At 33.8% G+C, this 20,355-nt stretch carries 20 protein-coding genes; 7 read left to right on the top strand and 13 right to left on the bottom strand.

Features of this window, described 5'->3' with window-relative positions:
* Positions 1-62: 62 nt before the first annotated feature.
* The 7 genes from V1503_RS21180 to V1503_RS21150 form a co-directional block, all read right to left on the bottom strand.
* The gene (locus tag V1503_RS21180) at positions 63-305 is read right to left on the bottom strand and encodes a DUF2164 domain-containing protein (protein ID WP_410629488.1); all 243 of its coding nucleotides are present in this window, start codon (positions 303-305) and stop codon (positions 63-65) included.
* Between the two features lie 95 nt (positions 306-400).
* Positions 401-610 carry a hypothetical protein gene (locus tag V1503_RS21175; protein WP_214481304.1) on the bottom strand — a complete coding sequence of 70 codons (210 nt, stop codon included), beginning with the start codon at positions 608-610 and terminating at the stop codon, positions 401-403.
* Positions 611-1,201: 591 nt separating this feature from the next.
* Positions 1,202-2,920: a phosphoenolpyruvate--protein phosphotransferase gene (gene ptsP, locus V1503_RS21170; protein WP_410629487.1), complete on the bottom strand. Its 1,719-nt coding sequence runs from the start codon at positions 2,918-2,920 to the stop codon at positions 1,202-1,204.
* Between the two features lie 2 nt (positions 2,921-2,922).
* Positions 2,923-3,189: a phosphocarrier protein HPr gene (locus V1503_RS21165; protein ID WP_214481305.1), complete on the bottom strand. Its 267-nt coding sequence runs from the start codon at positions 3,187-3,189 to the stop codon at positions 2,923-2,925.
* Positions 3,190-3,345: 156 nt separating this feature from the next.
* Positions 3,346-5,418, bottom strand: a complete 2,073-nt coding sequence (gene ptsG, locus V1503_RS21160) for a glucose-specific PTS transporter subunit IIBC (RefSeq protein ID WP_410629071.1) — start codon at positions 5,416-5,418, stop codon at positions 3,346-3,348.
* Positions 5,419-5,610: 192 nt separating this feature from the next.
* Positions 5,611-6,456: a glucose PTS transporter transcription antiterminator GlcT gene (gene glcT / locus V1503_RS21155; RefSeq protein WP_410629070.1), complete on the bottom strand. Its 846-nt coding sequence runs from the start codon at positions 6,454-6,456 to the stop codon at positions 5,611-5,613.
* Positions 6,457-6,924: 468 nt separating this feature from the next.
* Positions 6,925-7,161, bottom strand: a complete 237-nt coding sequence (locus V1503_RS21150; protein ID WP_410629069.1) for a hypothetical protein — start codon at positions 7,159-7,161, stop codon at positions 6,925-6,927.
* Positions 7,162-7,353: 192 nt separating this feature from the next.
* On the opposite strand from V1503_RS21150, the gene V1503_RS21145 reads away from it, so the two are divergent.
* The 3 genes from V1503_RS21145 (at position 7,354) to V1503_RS21135 (ending at position 9,928) form a co-directional block, all read left to right on the top strand.
* The gene (locus V1503_RS21145; protein WP_410629068.1) at positions 7,354-8,160 is read left to right on the top strand and encodes an HAD family hydrolase; all 807 of its coding nucleotides are present in this window, start codon (positions 7,354-7,356) and stop codon (positions 8,158-8,160) included.
* 291 nt (positions 8,161-8,451) lie between these two features.
* Complete coding sequence (locus tag V1503_RS21140) at positions 8,452-8,979, top strand: MerR family transcriptional regulator (protein WP_410629067.1); 528 nt, start codon at positions 8,452-8,454, stop codon at positions 8,977-8,979.
* A gap of 439 nt (positions 8,980-9,418) precedes the next feature.
* Complete coding sequence (locus V1503_RS21135) at positions 9,419-9,928, top strand: DNA topology modulation protein (RefSeq protein WP_410629066.1); 510 nt, start codon at positions 9,419-9,421, stop codon at positions 9,926-9,928.
* A 239-nt stretch (positions 9,929-10,167) separates the two neighbouring features.
* Here V1503_RS21135 and V1503_RS21130 read toward each other — a convergent pair whose 3' ends face one another.
* A complete protein-coding gene (locus V1503_RS21130) occupies positions 10,168-10,785 on the bottom strand; it encodes a C40 family peptidase (protein ID WP_410629065.1) in 618 nt (205 codons plus the stop codon).
* Positions 10,786-11,242: 457 nt separating this feature from the next.
* Here V1503_RS21130 and V1503_RS21125 point away from each other — a divergent pair, with 457 nt between their 5' ends.
* Positions 11,243-11,377 (top strand): hypothetical protein, encoded by a 135-nt coding sequence (locus tag V1503_RS21125; protein WP_320210013.1) that lies wholly within the window; start codon positions 11,243-11,245, stop codon positions 11,375-11,377.
* Positions 11,378-11,460: 83 nt separating this feature from the next.
* Here the strand turns inward: V1503_RS21125 and V1503_RS21120 are convergent, their stop codons facing one another.
* Positions 11,461-12,909 (bottom strand): PAS domain S-box protein, encoded by a 1,449-nt coding sequence (locus tag V1503_RS21120; protein WP_410629064.1) that lies wholly within the window; start codon positions 12,907-12,909, stop codon positions 11,461-11,463.
* A 215-nt stretch (positions 12,910-13,124) separates the two neighbouring features.
* Between V1503_RS21120 and dat the strand changes: the two genes are divergently transcribed.
* The 3 genes from dat (at position 13,125) to V1503_RS21105 (ending at position 14,620) form a co-directional block, all read left to right on the top strand.
* Entirely contained in the window at positions 13,125-13,955 is an 831-nt protein-coding gene (gene dat, locus V1503_RS21115) for a D-amino-acid transaminase (protein ID WP_410629063.1), read from the top strand.
* A gap of 210 nt (positions 13,956-14,165) precedes the next feature.
* A complete protein-coding gene (locus V1503_RS21110; RefSeq protein WP_320210010.1) occupies positions 14,166-14,267 on the top strand; it encodes a YjcZ family sporulation protein in 102 nt (33 codons plus the stop codon).
* 218 nt (positions 14,268-14,485) lie between these two features.
* Entirely contained in the window at positions 14,486-14,620 is a 135-nt protein-coding gene (locus V1503_RS21105) for a YjcZ family sporulation protein (RefSeq protein ID WP_214481315.1), read from the top strand.
* A 1,134-nt stretch (positions 14,621-15,754) separates the two neighbouring features.
* Here V1503_RS21105 and V1503_RS21100 read toward each other — a convergent pair.
* From V1503_RS21100 to V1503_RS21085, 4 genes are all read right to left on the bottom strand, one after another.
* A complete protein-coding gene (locus V1503_RS21100; protein WP_410629062.1) occupies positions 15,755-17,629 on the bottom strand; it encodes a glycoside hydrolase family 30 beta sandwich domain-containing protein in 1,875 nt (624 codons plus the stop codon).
* 428 nt (positions 17,630-18,057) lie between these two features.
* Positions 18,058-18,519 (bottom strand): NUDIX hydrolase, encoded by a 462-nt coding sequence (locus tag V1503_RS21095; protein WP_410629061.1) that lies wholly within the window; start codon positions 18,517-18,519, stop codon positions 18,058-18,060.
* Between the two features lie 81 nt (positions 18,520-18,600).
* Complete coding sequence (locus V1503_RS21090; RefSeq protein ID WP_410629060.1) at positions 18,601-19,302, bottom strand: hypothetical protein; 702 nt, start codon at positions 19,300-19,302, stop codon at positions 18,601-18,603.
* A 10-nt stretch (positions 19,303-19,312) separates the two neighbouring features.
* Positions 19,313-20,158, bottom strand: a complete 846-nt coding sequence (locus V1503_RS21085) for an ABC transporter ATP-binding protein (protein ID WP_410629059.1) — start codon at positions 20,156-20,158, stop codon at positions 19,313-19,315.
* Positions 20,159-20,355: the final 197 nt, after the last annotated feature.

Genomic DNA, 20,355 nt, shown 5'->3' with positions numbered 1-20,355 from the left:
TCTACTATCTAATAACTATTTTATGTGTAAAACGAATTTGTTGTCAATTATTATTTAATAGTTTAGCCGTTCGTTTCTTTTCTGAGTAGAGAATACATATCATCTTCTATGTTAGAAATTCCTTGGGTCATAATACGTATACTATCTTTTACACCAGCATTATAAAAATGTGGACCAAGTTCTTTCATGGCGAAATCTAACAAATTCCTCGCCGCTAATTCACCAATTTCCTCACCGTGCTCATCATAGAAGTATCTTTGGATATTAGTTATTATGTCATCCTGAGACTCTTTTGATAATTTCATGTACACTCAATATACACTCCTAATAAGTATTCAAAAGATGGTTAACCCATTGTTAAGTGATTATAATGAAAGCATTTGTAAACGTCCAAGTTGGGTTATCGCATAGTTTGCTCGTTTTTGTTGTCATTATCAGTTTTTTTATAATATAAAATTCCTATAATTAATAAAAAGATTGGTAGTGTGATTAATGCTGTCATTTGAATTGAATGTGTTAGCAAATATATCGCTGTGAAAAGTAAAAGCAAAAATAATTTCAGTACATCCTGTAGGTTATTTTTAAATTTCACCTTTTTTCTGACAGACAAATAACCACTCTCCTTTTTTCAGACTGTTTTCTCACGATCAGTTGTTTAGCGCACAAACAAGCATGCTCTAATACACCAGGCGTTTGTGTCATCTTACCTTAGTTAATCTAATCTTGATGTTCTAATGTAATTGCAATAAGATTTATAAAGGTTGTTTTAGCATTTTCGTTCTATCATATAAGTACAGCGTTCGAGTCATTTTTTCTACAGTTACAACTATCCAGCTCTCATAAAACTCATCGTCCATTATTAGTAAGACTGTTTTCGCAAGTGTTGTTTTTCACCATAACGTATAAGCACGTATAAACCTAGATTTCGTGGCACCCTTTCTTTTATAAGACGTTGACTTTTGTATGAATCGACATATGATCTAGTTTAGGAATTGTTACAACAAAGTATACAGAAAGAGCATTTTAGCATGTAACCAAATGTGCTTCTACCTATAATATGCGTATAATCATTATGGAGAAAATATCACTTTCCGTCAAGTCTTTTTCAGATTTTTCTGAAATTTTAATAAACCAACAAAAAGAAACTGATTTCTAATTCAACTTCAAATCAGTTTCTTAAATTTATTCCTCTAATATACAATTATTCTACATGAAATGTTTCTTTCACAAACTGAACAACTTCATCGGTCGTGCTCATTGAAAGTAATTTCTCTTTATAGCTTTCAGCTGTTGCTTTTGATAAACGTTTCAGCTGTGATCTTGCAGGTAATATTGATGTCGCACTCATACTAAATTCATCTAAGCCTAATGCGAGTAAAATTGGAATAGCGATAGGATCACCAGCCATTTCACCACACATACCAACCCACTTTCCTTCTTGATGAGCAGCTTCAATAACCATATTAACTAAGCGTAAAATTGCTGGATTATAAGGCTGATATAAATATGAAACCTGTTCGTTCATTCTGTCAGCCGCCATAGTGTATTGAATAAGATCATTCGTGCCTATGCTGAAAAAGTCTACTTCCTTCGCAAACTGATCAGCAAGAACTGCTGTAGAAGGGATTTCAACCATCATTCCTAATTCAATACTTTCAGATACACTGACACCATCAGCAACTAATTTTTCTTTTTCTTCTATTAATACTGCTTTCGCCTGCCTAAACTCTTCTAATGTTGCAATCATTGGAAACATGATTTTTAAATTACCGAAAGTGCTAGCTCGTAGTAGAGCACGCAACTGTGTACGGAAAATATCCTGTTCCTCTAAACAAAGCCTGATAGCACGGTAGCCCAGAAATGGATTCATTTCCTTCGGCAAATCTAGATAAGGAAGCTCTTTATCACCACCGATATCTAGCGTACGGACGACGACAGGTTTTCCTTCCATATTTTCAAGTACTGCTTTATACGCTTCAAACTGTTCATCTTCTGAAGGAAAATTGTCACGACCCATATATAAAAATTCAGTACGATATAAGCCGACTGCTTCGCCACCATTTTTCTTAACGCCGACAATATCATTTGGCGTCCCAATATTTGCTGCTAACTCTACATGATGATGATCATCAGTAACAGTCTTTTCGTTCACAAGCTTTGCCCACTCTGCTTTTTGCTCTTCAAATGAAGCTTTCTTTTGCTCAAATTGTGCAATAAGCTCTTGAGATGGATTAACAATAACTTGGCCCTCAAGTCCATCAACAATAATTATATCACCATTTTTCACATCACTTGTAATCGTTTTTGTTCCGACAACCGCAGGAATTTCCATAGAACGAGCCATGATAGCTGAATGCGAAGTTCTACCACCTATATCAGTCGTAAATCCTTTCACATAATTTCTATTTAATTGCGCAGTATCGGATGGTGTTAAATCTTCTGCAATGATTACTACTTCTTCTGAAATCATACTAGGGTTAGCTAACGATACACCAGACAAGTGAGCTTGTACACGTTTTGTGACATCTCTAATATCTGCAGCACGTTCTTTCATATAATCATTGTCCATTTGTTGAAACATTGTTATAAACATGCCTGCTACTTCTTGTAGAGCATATTCTGCATTAACGTTTTCTGCTACAACTTTGTCTTTCACGGGATTTAACAACTCTGGATCACTTAATACAAGTAAATGAGCAGCAAAAATAGCTGCCTTATCTTCCCCTAATTCGTCAAAGGCACGATCTTTAATTTGCTGTAACTCACCTTTTGCCGACTCTACTGCTGCGTCAAACCGAGCACATTCTTCATCTGTATTGACTATCGTACGCTTGTCAATGTTCAACTCTGGTTCTTCTAATCGAAATGCTTTTGCTATTGCGATTCCTGATGATGCGGCAATGCCTTTAATTTGTTTAATCATTACTGACCTAATCCTTCTTCCTTTATTGTTGCTTCTATTTTCGTTAATGCTTCGTTTTCATCTGAACCTTCAGCAGAAATAGTAATCGTTGCTCCTTTAGGAATTCCTAATGATAAGACACCCATAATAGACTTAAGATTTACTGTTTTGCCGTTATATTCTAAATTAATGTCTGATTGAAACCCCCCAGCTGCTTGAACTAATGCTGTCGCTGGACGAGCATGAATTCCTGTGTCACTTGTAATAGAAAATGTTTTGTTTGCCATTAATTATCTCTCCTTTTGAATGTCCCATTAATAAAGTAACTCAAGATAATTTAACTCAGGTCCTACATCTATAACTCGGCTTACATATATAGTATCACCAATCATTTAGAAGTAAGACCTGGTCCTCTTTATCAGCTTACTTTAGAAAATGGTAAATTATTTAGAAATCTTAACGATTCCTTTTTCTTGTTTACTTACTTTTCCTTGCTTATTTATTTTAACAGACTCTCCAGCATTTAGGTTAGTGAAAATGACTGGGGTCATTATTGAAGGTGCATGTTTTTTAATATATTCAAGGTCAATTTTTAATAAAGGCTGCCCAGCTTTTACTTTATCTCCTTGTGTAACAAGTGTTTCAAATCCTTCACCTTTTAAATTAACTGTATCAATTCCAACATGGATTAAGATTTCACGACCTGCTGTAGATTCAATGCCAATTGCATGTTTCGTAGGGAAAAGGTTGACGATTTTTCCATCTACAGGAGCTACTAGTTCACCATCTGTCGGTAAAATTGCAAAGCCATCTCCCATCATTTTTTGTGAAAACACTTGATCTGGAACTTCTTCTAATGGCTTAATTTCACCAGTTAGCGGTGAAACGAATACATCCTCTTTACCTTCTGATTGTAGCGCTTGAGGTTGTACGTCTTCCACTTGTTTTTTCACTTCTTTTTCAGGTGAAACTGGTTGTGCTGGTCTTGGTGCTTTTCCATCCATAATATCTTTCATTTGTGTTTTTAATTGATCAGACTTTGGTCCAAATATCGCTTGGATATTATTTCCTACTTCAAGTACACCAGCAGCACCAAGCTGTTTAAGACGGTTTTTATCAACATTTTGAATATCGTTAACAGATACGCGCAAGCGAGTAATACATGCATCTAAATGATCAATATTCTCTTTTCCACCCATTGCGTCTAAAATATTATGAGGTAACTCACCGGCTTCAACAGTTGCAGGTGCAGAATCTTCATCCTCATCTTCACGACCTGGTGTTTTTAAGTTCCATTTGCGAATTGCAAAGCGGAAACCGAAGTAATAAATAACTGAGAACACTAAACCTACTACGATAACTAACCACCAGGCTGTACGGCCAGGAAGTACACCAAACAATAGGAAGTCAATGACACCACCGGAGAAGGTCATCCCAATTTTTACGTTTAGTAGGTGCATTGTCATAAATGATAAACCTGCGAAAATGGTATGAATTCCGAATAATACTGGTGCTACGAATAAGAATGAAAACTCAATTGGTTCTGTAATCCCTGTGAGAAACGATGTTAACGCTGCTGAAGCCATAATACCTGCTACAACTGTTTTCTTCTCAGGACGAGCTTCATGATAGATTGCTAACGCCGCTGCTGGTAAACCAAACATCATGAATGGGAATTTACCTGTCATGAATGTACCAGCTGTTAGCTCGGCACCGTCTTTAATCTGATTAAAGAAGATAGCTTGGTCACCACGGACAACCTCACCTGCTGCATTAGTATATGAATTAAATTCAAACCAAAACGGTGAGTAGAAAATATGGTGTAAACCAAATGGAATTAGTGCCCTTTCAATAACTCCGAATATAAATGCTGCTAAAGTTCTATTTGCGTCAATCATCGACGTTGAGAACGTATTTAAGCCATGTTGAACAGGTGGCCATAAGAAAATCATTACAATTCCAAGAACTAAACCGGCAACTGCAGTTACGATCGGAACAAATCGCTTACCCGCAAAGAAGCCTAAGTAAGATGGTAATTCAATATTGAAATACTTGTTATACAATGCTGCTGCTATTATACCGACGATAATACCACCGAACACCCCGGTTTGTAATGTCGGTATCCCAAGTACATTCGCGAAGGACGGATCTGTTCCAACGACTGCCGGATCCAATGTGCCTCTTGCTTGTAAAATAACACTCATCGTTTGGTTCATAATTAAATAACCAATAATTGCTGCAAGACCGGCAACACCTTCACCACCAGCCAAACCGATTGCTACACCAACTGCAAAAAGTAACGGGAGATTACCAAATACAATTCCCCCTGCATTTTCCATTACTGAAGCAATAAGCGTAATCCATTCTAGCTTTAAAAATTCTGCACGATCTGTTAATGCTGGATTTTGCAGTGCATTACCAAAAGCTAATAAAATACCAGCTGCTGGTAATATCGCTACTGGAAGCATTAATGACTTCCCGACCTTTTGTAAAACACCAAAGGCTTTTTTAAACATGTGAGTTTCCTCCTAATCATGGATGAAATATTCGAAAGCTGCTCATAATGTTATATTGTGCAAACGATTACTTTTTAAACAAATAAAAACAGGCATGAGTAAGAAAATGGTAAACAACAGAGAATACACCTGTTGTTTATATCATTTCTTTACTCATGCCTGATCGAATCAGTAACACGTAAAGTATAATACCTATAATTCAGTTTTAGTTGAAAGCCTTTGCAAATGCAATGTCAAATACACTGCTTCTGCATGATAGACTGGTAATTGTAACGTTTGCTGCATAACTTTGATCAACTTCCAAGCAACATTATAACACAAGGGATATTCCTCTTTCAATACCTCAGCTAATTTTTTTGGTTCAACTACAAGTTCACCAGATTTGACTCGCTCTATCGCAAATTGCAAATGACGTACAAGCCGTAAATAATTCACATCAGAATAATTCACTTCTACTTCTAACGAATCTTCAATAATTTCAATTAACTTATGTATGAGCTGAGAGTTTTGATTAACTTCTTGTAAATTTCGATTTGTAATTGCACTATGTATGTGTAGTGCAATAAAGCCAATCTCTCCTTCTGGAAGTGATACGTGTAAAGTCTCTTCTAGAAACTTTACAACAGCTGAAGCTGTTTCATATTCCTTCGGGTAAAGCGCATGTGTTTCTAATAAAAATGGGTTATGTATTTCTAATCCTTCTTCAAGCCTCTTAATTGTAAATGCCAGATGGTCTGTTAAGCCTATATGAATATGCTCGTTTAATGGCTTATTTAATCGCTTATTAATCATATGAATAATATCATTCATAATAGCTATAAAGTCTTCATCGATATTTGGTATTAACTTTTTATACTGTTCTTGCTCCTTCTCACTTTTTAATACGAACATTTTTTCAATTGTCGACTGTGGTATGTCATCGTTCTTCTTTTTGCCGAAACCAATGCCTTTACCAATGACAATTACTTCTCCATATGATTCATGTTTAGCTATGAGCACATTATTATTTAACACTTTTACGACGGTAAAGTTCTGCAAGGTGCTCCCTCCTTTTACAACAGACACTTGGCTACATAGTAACGAAAGAGGTAGCACTTCGTCAATGGAAATAGCTAGTTATTTACTCTCCATTCTTACTATCAAGTTCAACTGTCATGAAGTAGACACTTTCATATTATTGAATAATCCTATTTATTTCCTTTTCAACACCTTCAAACACGTTATTACTTGTACTAATTAAACCTTCATTATGGTTTATATTGTATGCTACAATTTGCGGCTTGTTTTACATAAAGTACTCTCCATTTGATAATTGGGAGGACATTGAACGTTTAAAATTGTTGTTAGCCAATATTAAATCCGAATTAAACTTACTAAATCCTGATTCAGTAACAACTGCTCCATCTCATCTTATATACTTATCATCATTAAATTCTTCCTTTAATTTACCTATTAGGACGGTGTTTACATCTCCATCCAATTGAACACCCATTCCAGCAACTTCTTTTAATAGATCTCCATTCTCATACTAATATTTAAATATTGATTACTAGTCGTTCTATCATTTACCTTAACATCAAATGCAAACAATTGATCTCCAGCTATTGATTCAAGTAAATTTTTTTCTCTTTGATCTAACTCTATTGGCGTAATAGTAATAGCGTCGTTACTACTCATTTCTTGTTCTTTCGTGCAGCTAGACATTATGAATAGAGCCAACAAACAATACAATATTCTCCTCAATGACATCCCCTTTTATGTATATGATATAATTAGTAAATTTTATCAAAAATAAACATTTTTTTCTATAAAAAAATTACCCCTGAGACCAACACTGTATTAGGGCAAAACTACACATTGAATTTTCTGAAAAATGCATTTCCATTTACAATGAACTTCAATTATGTTATCACTTTTATATTGGAGGGATAATTAATGATAAAACTTATTGTATCTGACTTAGATGGAACATTATTGAATTTTAATAAGCAAGTAACCGATGAAGATATAGATGCCCTAAAAAGAGCAAATGAGCAAAATATTACATTTGCTATTGCAACTGGTCGAATGGAGCCAGAGGTCCTTGAGGTTTTAAAGGTTGTAAACGATCGCTTTCACCGTATTAGTCAAAATGGGGCCTTTGTAATTACAAATGACAACGAAGTATTACATCACACAACATTTTCTCCAGCAATTGCTCATGACATATATAAGTACACACGTGATCAAAACGACATCATTACATTGGTTTGTCACGACAATACTAATTATGCTGAGAAAATTGATGAGCATATTGAAAGAATACAAGGTCGTATGTTTTTCCCAATAGTTGAAAAACCAAATTTATTAGCAGAAATGAAGGCAGGAATGGCACCAACAAAAATAATTATTGGTGGCTATGACGTACAAAAACATGAAAAAAACTTATTAGAGCTGTTCCCTACACAACTTGATGCTTTTGTATCTGAGGAGAATTGTTTAGATGTGATGCCTAAAAATATTAGTAAAGGTAATGCTATACAAAATTTACTAAATCACCTTAATTTATCTACTGATGAAATTGCATGTATTGGTGATTCTTTTAACGATATACCGATGTTTAAATTAACTGCCAATAGTTATGCAATGTCTGAAGCACATCCAAATGTTAAAAAGGAAGCCAAGTATGTTGTAAATTCAGTTAGTGAAGCAATCGATCATGTCATTAACCAAAATCAATTGCAAGAAAATGTTGTTTTATAACTAAAAGATCTCTTAAGATGTTATAAGAGATGATGCCCCCTATCATATTCCCTATATCCTATATCATAGGGTGGCAGCCTCTTTATTTATCGAATATTCATGAAATTTAAGTAATTACACTTCATTTTACCAAATCCACTAAAAAAACGACAAACGCTTCTCACATATGCACTCAAATTGTAAGAATAAAACTTTCTTTTGCTAATTATCACTAGTTTTGTCACACGTAAAGGAATCTTTCCATACATAAAGAATTTGTAGACTATGACTTGTGTGGGAGGAGATAAGCAAATGAATACATCTGAATTTGCGTATAAACTTGGTGTTTCCCCGAAAACAATTCGCCGCTGGATACAATATTTTGAGTTACCATTTAACAAAAATGATAATGGGCATTACTTATTTACTCATGAAGACGAGGAATTATTTCGCCATATTCAAAAACAATTGAATAGTGGTGTTGTGATGAAGGACGTGCAGTTAATAAAAGTACGTAAAGGAGTATTATCAAATACGAATACCCAGGTCAATGAGAATCATAAACCACCTACCACTTACTTACAAAAATCTGATTTGGAACAGCTTATCGATCAAGTAAAAAACATTGAACAAAGCTTGGACAAGAAAGCAGATGAAGTTGTATCATACCAACTATTACAACATCGTAAAGAAATCGACATGTTACAAAAAAATGTCATTTCACTAGAAAAGAAAATTGAAGAAATTGAAGACAAATACGCACAAATATTAACACAACAAAAGTCAACAGAACCAATTACACAAAAGAAAAAAAATTTCATATCAGCAATCTTTAATTAAGGCTCTTTTCAGCAGGTTTGTTCTAAATGTATAAAACCTAAAATGAGCTGCTGTGTTATAGTAAAAGTTATCAAAAGTACGATCACTAATTAGATTAAGGGTTATTTCTTGACAGGTAACTAGACAAGTATTGATATTATTATAAGGATGCTTTAGCATTGATTGTTGTTTTTCGTATTAAGATATAAATACCTACACAACTTGAGTTCGTGGCATCATTTCTTCTGTACAACAATGAATAGCGTTATTAATCTACTTTTTATAGTACGAATTTGAAAACAAATGGTAACATTGTTTTCGCAAAGAGCCATTCATAAACAATTGCTATAGTTTCACTAATTAGAACTTCAAGAAGTGGTATTATACAGATATCATCTTTTTATCAATAAAATGTGGGGTAAACAACACTCATTATGAACGTTATACAAGGGGAAGCATCATGAAAAAAATAATACTAATTGGTTCGGGTGGATCAGGAAAATCTACACTAGCAAGGAGATTAGGTGATGAACTCAAAATAGATGTCTATCATCTCGACGCGTTATTTTGGAAACCTAATTGGGTTAGTGTTCCAAAAGATGAGCAGTGTACCATGCAAAAAGATTTAGTGAAAAAAGAAAAATGGATTATTGATGGAAACTACAGTGGAACGTTGGATATAAGACTTAATTCAGCAGACACGATCATTTTTCTTGATATTCATAGAACGATATGCATGTATCGTGCATTCAAAAGAATGTTACTGTATCGAAATAAAACGAGACCAGATATGGGAGAAGCTTGCGAAGAAAGGTTTGACTTAGCTTTTTTTAAATGGATTTGGGATTATCCAAAAACTAAAAGGCCTGAAATTGTAAAGAGACTGGAGCAATTTTCTAATGACAAGAACATTTTTGTACTTAAATCTCCAAAAGAAGTACAAAATTTTTTAAAACACCAGCTATTATAAATTGTTAACTTTATTTTTAGAAAGCAGTATACTACAATGTAAGAAGGCTTGGATTTACTTTATCCAAGCCTTCTTATATGTTCTGAAATTAATGTTTGTTTAGCTTTCTTTTTAGTAGCCTATAGCCTTCTTTTTTCGTAGACCCTGTTCCTTTTGTCACCAAATAAATTGAATGATTGTACCAAAAAGGATATAAAACCTAGCCCATACATTTTCTATATGTGGTACGGTGATCCAGCTTAATTAATGATGCGTACAGCTTTTACTGCAAATGGACGCCAATAAGTATTTAAATCAGCTTTTGTTACCCCTGTTGAACTTCCTGCATGAAGGATTGTGTCTGAATCAACGACGATAGATACGTGATTGATGACCCCATCTTTAGTCGTATCAAAGAAAATCAAGTCACCTTTTCGAATATCAGAAATCGCTACAGGTGTCCCCTGCTTTGATTGCTCTACAGAAGTACGTGGCAGATTAATACCATTATTTTCATTAAAAGCTCTATACGTAAAGGAAGAACAGTCGAACGCATCAGTTCTTGTCACTGAAGCTCCATATAAATAAGAAGCACCAATATATTTCATTCCTGTTGACACGACTTGATCAGCCTTTTCTTCCCATGTGCTTAATTCTTTATTACTTGCTGATGGAATTTGGATAGCTTGTCCTATGTAAATTATATTAGGATTTTGAACTTGTGGATTTGCTTTTGTTAATTCAGCTAAAGTGGTTTGATGCTTGTTCGCTATTTTTGAAAGTGTATCCCCAGATTGAACAGTATAAGATGCAGCTAATGCACTTTCACCAAACCATAAAGAACCTAGAATTGTACCAGCAACTATCAATTTTTTCATATCATTTCTCTCCCTTTCACACTACTTTTTCTGTCTAAATAAATCATAACACTGTTCAATTATCATTTTTTCTACCATATACATCCAAAGTTGCCCTATTTCAAAATGATAGGTCTATAGTCTGGTGTAGCTTAACATTTAGTTTACAATGCTGTAACTATTATCGTTTAGTTAGACTTTTGTTGGAGTTCAAACGCCACACTTACCATTAATTACTATATAAAATATTCTTAATGATAAGTGGATAACCAATAGAGTACACGCTTATCTGTTTGTTATTGTGGTAATGCTATGTTCAATACTGATCAAATTTTGTCATGGAATAATAAAGAGCTGAGAACTATAGTGTTAATGACTATTTTTTCACAAAAAAAACACAATCTAATATGACTAAAAAGTACATTGTCTACCATACTAACATTGTGTTTATTTTTACAACTACGAAAGGGTGATTATTTTGGGTAAAAAAGGGAGACAAAATAAAGTGTCAAAAGAAGTAGCAAACCCAACAGTATCAGCAGCTGAGGCTGAATTCGCAAATGAACTGAGTGAAACGACTGAAAAGCAATCTAGAAAAAACAATAAAAGATAAAAAAAATAAACCTCACACTATGAATGTTGTGAGGTTTACTTTTCCATGACCGTTATAATCATTTTCTTGTTACGAAGTTCTTTCTACAAGAGCTTCTCATTGATTTGACCAATATTTTTTTGTTTGATTGGTAAGATAATTTCTACTCGTGTACCTTCTCCAGGATTACTATAAAATGACATTCGCCCTTTATGTTGTTCAATTATTTTATAACTAATCATTAACCCTAATCCTGTACCTTTTTCCTTCGTTGAATAAAAGGGTTCTCCTAAGTTTTTCAATCTATCCTTAGGTATGCCACATCCATTATCAACAACTGCAACTGTTACAATATCATTTTTTCTATGTGTAGACATCGTAATAAATCCAGTATCCATCGATTCAATTGCGTTTTGAATAATATTCGTAAATACTTGGATTAACATTTCATCTTCGCATTCCACTAGTGGAATAGTTTCATCAAACTGTGCACCGAGTTCAATATTATGTAAATCAGTATTTGTTTTAACCAAAGTAATAGCTCTATTAATTATGCTATGAAGATCATTCATTTCAAAAGATGATGTTGATTTTGTTTTTGCCAATGATAAAAACTCATCTATGATTGTTTCGACTGTAGACAATTCATTCATCATAATAGCTGCGTGTTGTTCATTGTACTCTTTCGTCATTTGTAATAACTGTGTAAACCCTTTAATTGTAGTTAATGGATTTCTAATTTCATGTGCAACGCCGGCTGCAAGTTTACCTACTAACGCCAATTTTTCTGATTTAACCAACATTTCTTCATATTTTTTTCTTTCTGTTATGTCACGTGCTATGACTTGAATGGCTTCTTCTTCCTCATATACCGTTTTTGTAGCTGTATATTCAATTACACGTTCACCTTTATTTGTTATGACTATTTGTTCTTCGTTTGTGTAAGAATTCCCCATTAAAAGCTGATTATAATTATACTCAGCAAGTTCAACCCGATCTTTTGTAAAATAATCATAAATATTCGAACCAATTATTTCTTCTTTACTAAATCCTGATAATTCACATCCAGCTGGGTTTACGAAAATCACTTTTTCATCACGTACAACATAAAACGCCTGTAATGAATCTTGAATTAAGTTTTCGTATTTTTCCTTACTTTCTAATAGTTCTTTTTCTATACTTTTACGATGGGTTATATCATGAATTTGAACTATAGCAAATTGTGGGCTTTTATCTTCGTTTCTTTGAAGGATACCTTTTAATTCTCCCCAAACGATTCGTCCTGATTTATGTATATATCTTTTTTCTGTTGCAATCTCATCGATATGTCCAGTTAACAAACAGCTAATTTTATGTAAATCACGTTTATAGTCATCTGGATGTGAAATTTCTTCAACAGTTTTGCAGCACAGCTCTTCCCTTGTATACCCAAGAAATTTACAAAAAGCATCATTTATTGCAAGCGGTATTCCTACCTCACCTTGACAATCATATATTGCCATGGCTATTCCTGCTGATTCAAATGCTAGTTTGTATAAATTTTTAATATTCATAGACTTCACCCGTCAATCATATTAATTTATATTTTTAATTATAGAACGATTAGTATAAAAATGGTATAAATATGTTTGATAATCTAATAGATTTGACGTTACTGTGACTTTTAAGCTGTTGACTTCACACCAAAATTGCTATAATAAACCATAATTAATGAACAATGCATAACATAAAATGAATTGAGCATGAAATATTAGTGGAGGTTGATTACATGGAAGTTGCTTTTTATGGAGATAAATTTATTGATATTAACGAAAAGGTCGTACCGATCCAAGAGAGAGGGCATCAATTTGGAGATGGGATATATGAAGTTATTCGAGTTTATGATGGCAAACCATTTCTATTAAAAGCACATTTAAACCGACTTGAAATGAGTGCTAAGGAAATATTAATCGATTTACCTTTTTCTCTAGAAAAAGTGAACGAACTAATATTAGAGGGGATAACGCGCTCGGAATTGAAAGATGCACAAGTATATATTCAAGTAACTAGGGGAATCGCACCGAGAGATCATATATTTCCTAAAGTCCCCGCACAGTTTTCAATGACTGTACGCCCCTCACGCCATGTAGACCGTGTCAAACGACAAAACGGAGTAGCTCTTCAATCATTCGAAGACACTCGTTGGGCGAATTGTTTCATCAAATCGCTAAATTTATTACCAAATGTCATTGCAAAACAAAAGGCTTCTGAAGCAGGTTATGACGAAGCAGTCTTTATACGTAATGGCATTGTGACAGAATGCTCTAGTTGTAATTTATTTGCTGTAAGAGATGGTGTTGCCTACACACATCCAGCAACAAACCACATTTTACATGGTATTACAAGGGAAGCAGTCATCAATATTGCATCTCAAAATGATCTTTCCGTAAAAGAACATCCTTTTGATATTGATTTTCTTTACAATGCTGATGAAGTTTTTATAACGAGTACATCAATCGAAATATTACCTGTCAATAAAATTGACAACATCCATATATCATTGAATAACCCTATAACAAAGCAACTTATTTCAGCTTTCCAACAATTAAAGGAACAATAAACAGATTAGAAATCATGCTAATGAACAGTTAACCCTTAAGTAATATAAGATGTGTGAAACGGTGATATAAAGACCATATCACCGTTTTTTTTGCTTTATATATTCAATCAATTAATTAAAATATCTAAAAATGTATGTTTTCATCATGTCTAAACGTACAATCAGAGTTTAAATAATTCCATAAAATATTAATATATCAAGAAAGGAGGAATGGTAATTATGAGTAATTTCGGCGGTATCTTTGCCTTAGTTATTGTACTTTTTGTGCTCTTGATTATCATCGGCTGTGCTTGTAGCCAAGGATTTTATTAATTCCTAATCTACACAGCATAAAAACTCCCTAATTCAACCAATCATACTTCACATTTACTCAATTGTACTTTCTATCCTTCCCATGATAAAGCTTCTATCATTCATTTTTTGTGAGGTGATATAATCACCTCCCTAACACAAAAAAGTAAAATAATGTTAAATTCGGGAGAGTATTTAATTAAAAGGAGTTAACTACACAAGAAAGGAGGTTTGAGCTTATGTGTGGATACGGTGGCGTAGCACCAGGCTACGGTTACGGTGGCGGGGGCTTCGGCTCTGGCTTCGCGCTAATTGTTGTCCTATTCATTTTGTTAATTATCGTATTAGGAACGTTAGCATTTGTTTCTTATTAGAAAACCGAAGACAGCATCTTAGAATATCATAATAAACAGACTAAATCACTTCGAACATTTAGTCTGTTTATTTTGTTATAAATTAAGGGTGCTTTCACAATTCTTACGAAGAAATAGTTTGTTTACACTTGGAGTTCGTAGTATTTTTTCTTTTAAATAGGATGTTTTAGCATTGACTGTTTTTTTCCTACGAAGAAATAAACACCTACATAACTATAGTTCGTCACATCTTTTTTTCTGCACAACGCTGACTTACAATATATAACATTAAAAATGAACAAAGTTTTAAGATAACAGCTTAAAGCCTTCTAGATGCTGCTACTTTGTTGATTTAGTAAGAATAATAATAACGTGTAGTTTAGATAGTAAAACAGTGAGTTTGCACAGTAAAGCGTATAGTTTGGAGAGTAAAACAGTGAATTTGGACAGTAAAGCGTGTAGTTTAGATAGTAAAACAGTGAGTTTGCACAGTAAAGTGTGGAGTTTGGACAGTAAAACAGTGAGTTTGGACAGTAAAGCGTGGAGTTTGGAGAGTAAAACAGTGAATTTGGACAGTAAAGCGTGTAGTTTGGATAGTATAACAGTGAGTTTGGACAATAAAGTGTGGAGTTTGGAGAGTAAAACAGTGAGTTTGGACAGTAAAGTGTGTAGTTTGGAGAGTAAAACAGTGAGTTTGGACAGTAAAGTGTGTAGTTTGGAGAGTAAAACAGTGAGTTTGGACAGTAGAGCGTGTAGTTTGGAGAGTAAAACAGTGAGCTTGGACAGTAAAGTGTGGAGTTTGGACAGTAAAACAGTGAATTGTAAGAGTGGAATACCTCTCTCTTTTTCCCCAATAAACAACTTATATTCGGCTGCTTACGTGATCGCTTTTTAGCTTATAATCATCATAAGAATAAGTTGTTAGTTACTTAATTTGATTCTCTGTGAAGGTCTTCTTACTCATGATTTCTCTTACCTCATATTTAAACCTGTAGCTGTAGTTATTACTTATTCAACAGGCACCCTTTAGATAGATTTTTGCTGTGCCCATCTAAAGGGTGCTTGTTATACAACAATATCGTTTAGTATAAAACCACAAAGGTCAAGCCTAGTTATTTCTAAAAAACATCTTTGTATATACCTATAAAAATTATTTTACTTCTTAATTAGTTGAATATTATCAAAGGCTGCCCAATTATGCTCATTTCCATCAGAGTATACACCAATAGTAACAGTGCCTGTCGTTACATCGATATTATCTATTTCAAATTTCGTCCAATCACCTATTGAGGATGATCCAATATTTGCATAAAGGGTGGAACCACCGTGATTACTTGCTTCTAAACGTAGCGTATTTTGACCTCCACTTGAACGGACCCAAACCGAGGCTTTATAAACTCCATTCACTACATTAATATGTTGATATGTCGTCTGTTGATAAGGGGAAGATTGCCAATGAGTCAATTTATACCCTCCAGACATTGGATAGTCTGTATCAACTTTGTGAACTGGGTCTTGTCCCTCTGGTGTCCAGCTTTGCCAATTATTCAATGCTCCTAATTCAAAATCTCCATTTACAATCAAATTACTATCATTATTTGAGTTCCATAAGAAAGTAGCTACTGCTCCTGCTGGCAGAGTATAGTTAAATGATTCGTCTCCCTCTTTGACAGTGAATGTTTGATGGGTATTAGCATTATTTAAAACTAACAAGGCTTTTGATCCATCTGTGTTTTTAAAAGCAACGTTTTGAATATCGTTATCGTAATTAGTTTCTATTCTTTTTGCACCAGGTTTAACAAACTTACTAATATGACCAAGCACATAATATTCTACATTTTTGTATACATCACCTGTTTGTTGGTTAATCGTTACTACACCACGACAATCTGTACAACCACCATTAATTGGTCCAAAGTTTTCATCTAATGCTAGATTCCATAGCAGAACTGACTTCGCCCAATTTCGAGTCGAACCGATTACTACATTCGACATATTCCATGCTAAATTATCTCCAAAATCAGTTGACCACTCCCCTCCTGAACATTCGGTAAACCATATACCTTTGTCCGGGTGAGCATTTTGCACTAAAGATTGTTGCTCGGGGGAACCGCCATAACAATGAAAAGCACTACCCGCCAAATAAGATTTTGCTTCCTCATCATTCATTACTTCTATTGGATAATCATATTCATTCCAGTTGTGATCCCAGCTAAGTATTTTCGTATCAATTGCTTGACTATTAAAAGTTGGCCCAAGATGATTTTTGACAAAATCAATTTGTTCAGATGCTTCCATCTTCATACTCGGATAGCCAGCAGTTTCATGATGTGGCTCATTTTGAATGGTCATTGCATAAATAGGAAGTCCCTCATTTTGATAGCTGTTAATATATTTTGCAAGATACTGTGCATATACACCATAGTATTGCGGAAGAAGTTTACCCCCATTTAATGATCCATTATCTTTCATCCAACCAGGTGCACTCCAGGGCGTGCCCATAATTTTTAAATTAGGATTTATCGCTAATGCTTCTTTTAACATAGGAATTACAGTTTGTTTATCTTTATCAATAGAAAATTTTGCTAAATTCGGATCTTTTAATCCTGCTGCCATATCATCATATGAGTAGCTTTCTAAAGAAAAATCTGATGCACCTATAGTATGGCGAACAAAACTTAAACCAATACCTTCATAACTAAATAGATCGTTATATATCGCGTTTCGTTGCCAATCGTTTAGTTTTTGATTAAAAAGCCATGCTGAAGACCCAGACATCGCTGCCCCAAATCCATCCATTACTTGATATTCCTTACTTTCATCAACTTGAATCGTTACACCCTCTACGCTGTTGTTTAGTGAAAATTCAATATCATTTTGCTGCTGAAGTAATTGCTGTTGATCAGCTGTCGTTAACCATACTTGCACATTTCTTACTTCAGCGTTAGCAGGAGTAACAATACTACTCATTAACAACAATGACAACGCTATCATAATTATCCGTCTGGTTGAAATTACCTTCACTTCCATAACCTTTCTCCCCCTTGTTATGATTAATACAATCGAAGCACACCATTTAATGTTAACGCTTACATATTTATATAAAAAAACACAAGCGTTACACTTAATATCATTTTACAAGCTTTATATATTTTAAACAAGCATTAATTCTTAATCCAATAATACTTTGCAGTACTCTATAAATCTCCCAACAATCGATTTTATCTAAAGGGGGTAGACCCCTTTAGACCTCATGGGAATTTTGTTACTTTGATCTTCTTAGGGCGCTCATTGGCAAAATGAATATTTCTTCAATTATAACAACAACCTTGCAAATCGGTGTTTAGTCTTCCTCAGTTGGTTACACTTATTCATTCTGCTGTTATTAATATATACATGATGATTAACATTTACATCCATATATTTATGTGAATATTAGCATCAATACTTGCTTAATACTACAAGCTTGTGAACTTTTTTATATATGTTTGAACCATTTTGCGGTGACTACCTACTAGCTTCTCAGGAAGTGAACGTAATGGAAAAAATACTGTTTCTAACCCCTCCTCTTCATTTGTTTTTACCACACCACTGAAATCATTGCAGAAATATGCAATTGTTACAACATAGAACTCATCACCATTTTGTAATTTGCAATAATTTTCATTTCCAGAAAAAACATTAATAAGTTCTAAGTTACCCACAGTAAGACCTGTTTCTTCGTAAACTTCCCTTTTAGCTGTTTCTTCTGTTGATTCAGCTAGTTCCATTAACCCACCTGGAAGCCCCCAAACACCATATGGTTCTTTTCTTTTTTGAAGTAATATCTCGTCTTGATCATTTATTAGCAAAACAACTGAGCCGACAAGTATAATAGGACGATGCCCTATAACCTTCCTTAAATCTTCTACATAACCCATCTATATTTTTCTCCTAACCTTGACTTATAAAAGCAGCTTCATCCGCTAACAGCAACGAATGTAGATTTTTTTACTAGTTTATTAATATTCAAACTTTTTAAACCGATATACGATAATACTCGAGGCAATAATAATATAACTGATAACAATGATATAGTTTTGAATGATCGTTGTATTTATTATAAAGGAATCACCAAAATTATGTATATGGACAATGTTATTAATTGGAGGGAGCAACCACAAGATCCATGCTAAAAAGGTTGGTATACCATTAGCAACAGCTTCGGTTACTAGTGACACCATTAGTACAAGACAAGTAGCTAACCAATGATATTGACTATGTTTTGTTACAGCAAAAAACATGCCTACGATCACACCCAACTGACAAAGTAATACATGGCTAATAATCGAGACGATGATTACTGAAATTGTCGGGGCTGTTAGAAATCCATTTAAAATAAGTGGATATACAATTGCAAAAATAATAAGTAGGCTACCATACACCAACACAGCGATATTTTTGCTTAATAAAAATTTCATTTTTGATTTGATATGAGTTAAAATTATTGCTCTTTCAGAGTGATCCTCTCGATGAAACATCGAATGTGTTAGCCAAGCAGAAATTAAATATACGACGATGCTAGATATTAAATAACTATTCATTATATCTTTTTGACTATAAGTATAAAATATTACAACCCACAAGCAAAATACAGCTACTGGGGGAATAAAACGAAATGACCGAAAATATGTTATAACAAAATAACGTGATAAATATACCATACTAGTTCTCCTATAATGCATCTAATTTACTTACTAAGATGATTGAATGACCTTGTTGTAAAAGATCTAGTAACAGTTGATCCTTATCCTGTGCCCTTACCGTTACTTTTATTTGATCATCCCCAACCATCGAATAGTGATACACATCTTTTAATTCATTTAAGGCATTTTCGTTGCTATTCTGCGAAATTTTACAAATAATCTCATAAGCATCCATCTCTTCATTTATTAATGATTTTTCACTACTAACATTTTTATCACTTATGTACAACACCTTATCTGCTAATTCATCAACTATCGATTTTTCATGACATGAGAAGACCATTGAGGTACCAGTTTCTTTAATTGCTAATAGATTTTCTACCAAGGATGATTGCATTCTCCGGTCTAAACCTGATAGCGGCTCATCCAAAACGAGGATGTCAGGTTCATGAATTAACGCTTGTATAAGGCTTACTTTCTGTTTCATTCCTTTTGAGAATGATTGAATTTGCTTGTCTCTTACATGAATCAACTCAAATCTATTAAGTAATTCCATGATTTTTGTATCTATCTCTTGTCGACTATACCCGTTAATTTTAGCTAAATGATACAAATATTCATATGTAGTCATGCGAATATTACATGTAAACTGTTCAGGGACATAGCCAACTCGTTTAGAAGGCAAGTTAATTGTTCCTTTTGAGGGCACAATAAGACCTGTAATTAATTTAAGTAATGTACTTTTTCCGGAACCATTTTTCCCTATAACAGCAACCGCTTCACCTTTATACAAAGTTAACGATATTCCTTCGATTATTGTTAAATCATTAAATGATTTAGATACATCATCTATTTTACAAATTATATTACTCAATGACTTCACCCGACCTTATCATTGATTATCACTTTACAATTAAACTATTATTTTTTTGTGTAGTAAGTATGCAATAGGAACCAATAAGGTGGTTATATGGCCCTTCAATATCTTCTATTATTATTTTACAAAAACTACTTTCATATTGTACCACTCCCCTCTTCCAAAACATAACAATATTTCTCACAACAGCTTTA

The sequence above is a fragment of the Nanhaiella sioensis genome, from assembly GCF_046557775.1.
Taxonomy (GTDB): domain Bacteria; phylum Bacillota; class Bacilli; order Bacillales; family SM2101; genus Nanhaiella; species Nanhaiella sioensis.
This window is presented reverse-complemented; position numbering and strand designations above follow the sequence as displayed.

Bases quoted from the DNA above. Each gene is read 5' to 3' on its own strand.
- V1503_RS21180 (WP_410629488.1), bottom strand. From the start codon at position 305: ATGAAATTATCAAAAGAGTCTCAGGATGACATAATAACTAATATCCAA.
- V1503_RS21165 (WP_214481305.1), bottom strand. From the start codon at position 3,189: ATGGCAAACAAAACATTTTCTATTACAAGTGACACAGGAATTCATGCT.
- ptsG (WP_410629071.1), bottom strand. From the start codon at position 5,418: ATGTTTAAAAAAGCCTTTGGTGTTTTACAAAAGGTCGGGAAGTCATTA.
- V1503_RS21145 (WP_410629068.1), top strand. From the start codon at position 7,354: ATGATAAAACTTATTGTATCTGACTTAGATGGAACATTATTGAATTTT.
- V1503_RS21140 (WP_410629067.1), top strand. From the start codon at position 8,452: ATGAATACATCTGAATTTGCGTATAAACTTGGTGTTTCCCCGAAAACA.
- V1503_RS21135 (WP_410629066.1), top strand. From the start codon at position 9,419: ATGAAAAAAATAATACTAATTGGTTCGGGTGGATCAGGAAAATCTACA.
- V1503_RS21130 (WP_410629065.1), bottom strand. From the start codon at position 10,785: ATGAAAAAATTGATAGTTGCTGGTACAATTCTAGGTTCTTTATGGTTT.
- V1503_RS21120 (WP_410629064.1), bottom strand. From the start codon at position 12,909: ATGAATATTAAAAATTTATACAAACTAGCATTTGAATCAGCAGGAATA.
- dat (WP_410629063.1), top strand. From the start codon at position 13,125: ATGGAAGTTGCTTTTTATGGAGATAAATTTATTGATATTAACGAAAAG.
- V1503_RS21110 (WP_320210010.1), top strand. From the start codon at position 14,166: ATGGTAATTATGAGTAATTTCGGCGGTATCTTTGCCTTAGTTATTGTA.
- V1503_RS21105 (WP_214481315.1), top strand. From the start codon at position 14,486: ATGTGTGGATACGGTGGCGTAGCACCAGGCTACGGTTACGGTGGCGGG.
- V1503_RS21100 (WP_410629062.1), bottom strand. From the start codon at position 17,629: ATGGAAGTGAAGGTAATTTCAACCAGACGGATAATTATGATAGCGTTG.
- V1503_RS21095 (WP_410629061.1), bottom strand. From the start codon at position 18,519: ATGGGTTATGTAGAAGATTTAAGGAAGGTTATAGGGCATCGTCCTATT.
- V1503_RS21090 (WP_410629060.1), bottom strand. From the start codon at position 19,302: ATGGTATATTTATCACGTTATTTTGTTATAACATATTTTCGGTCATTT.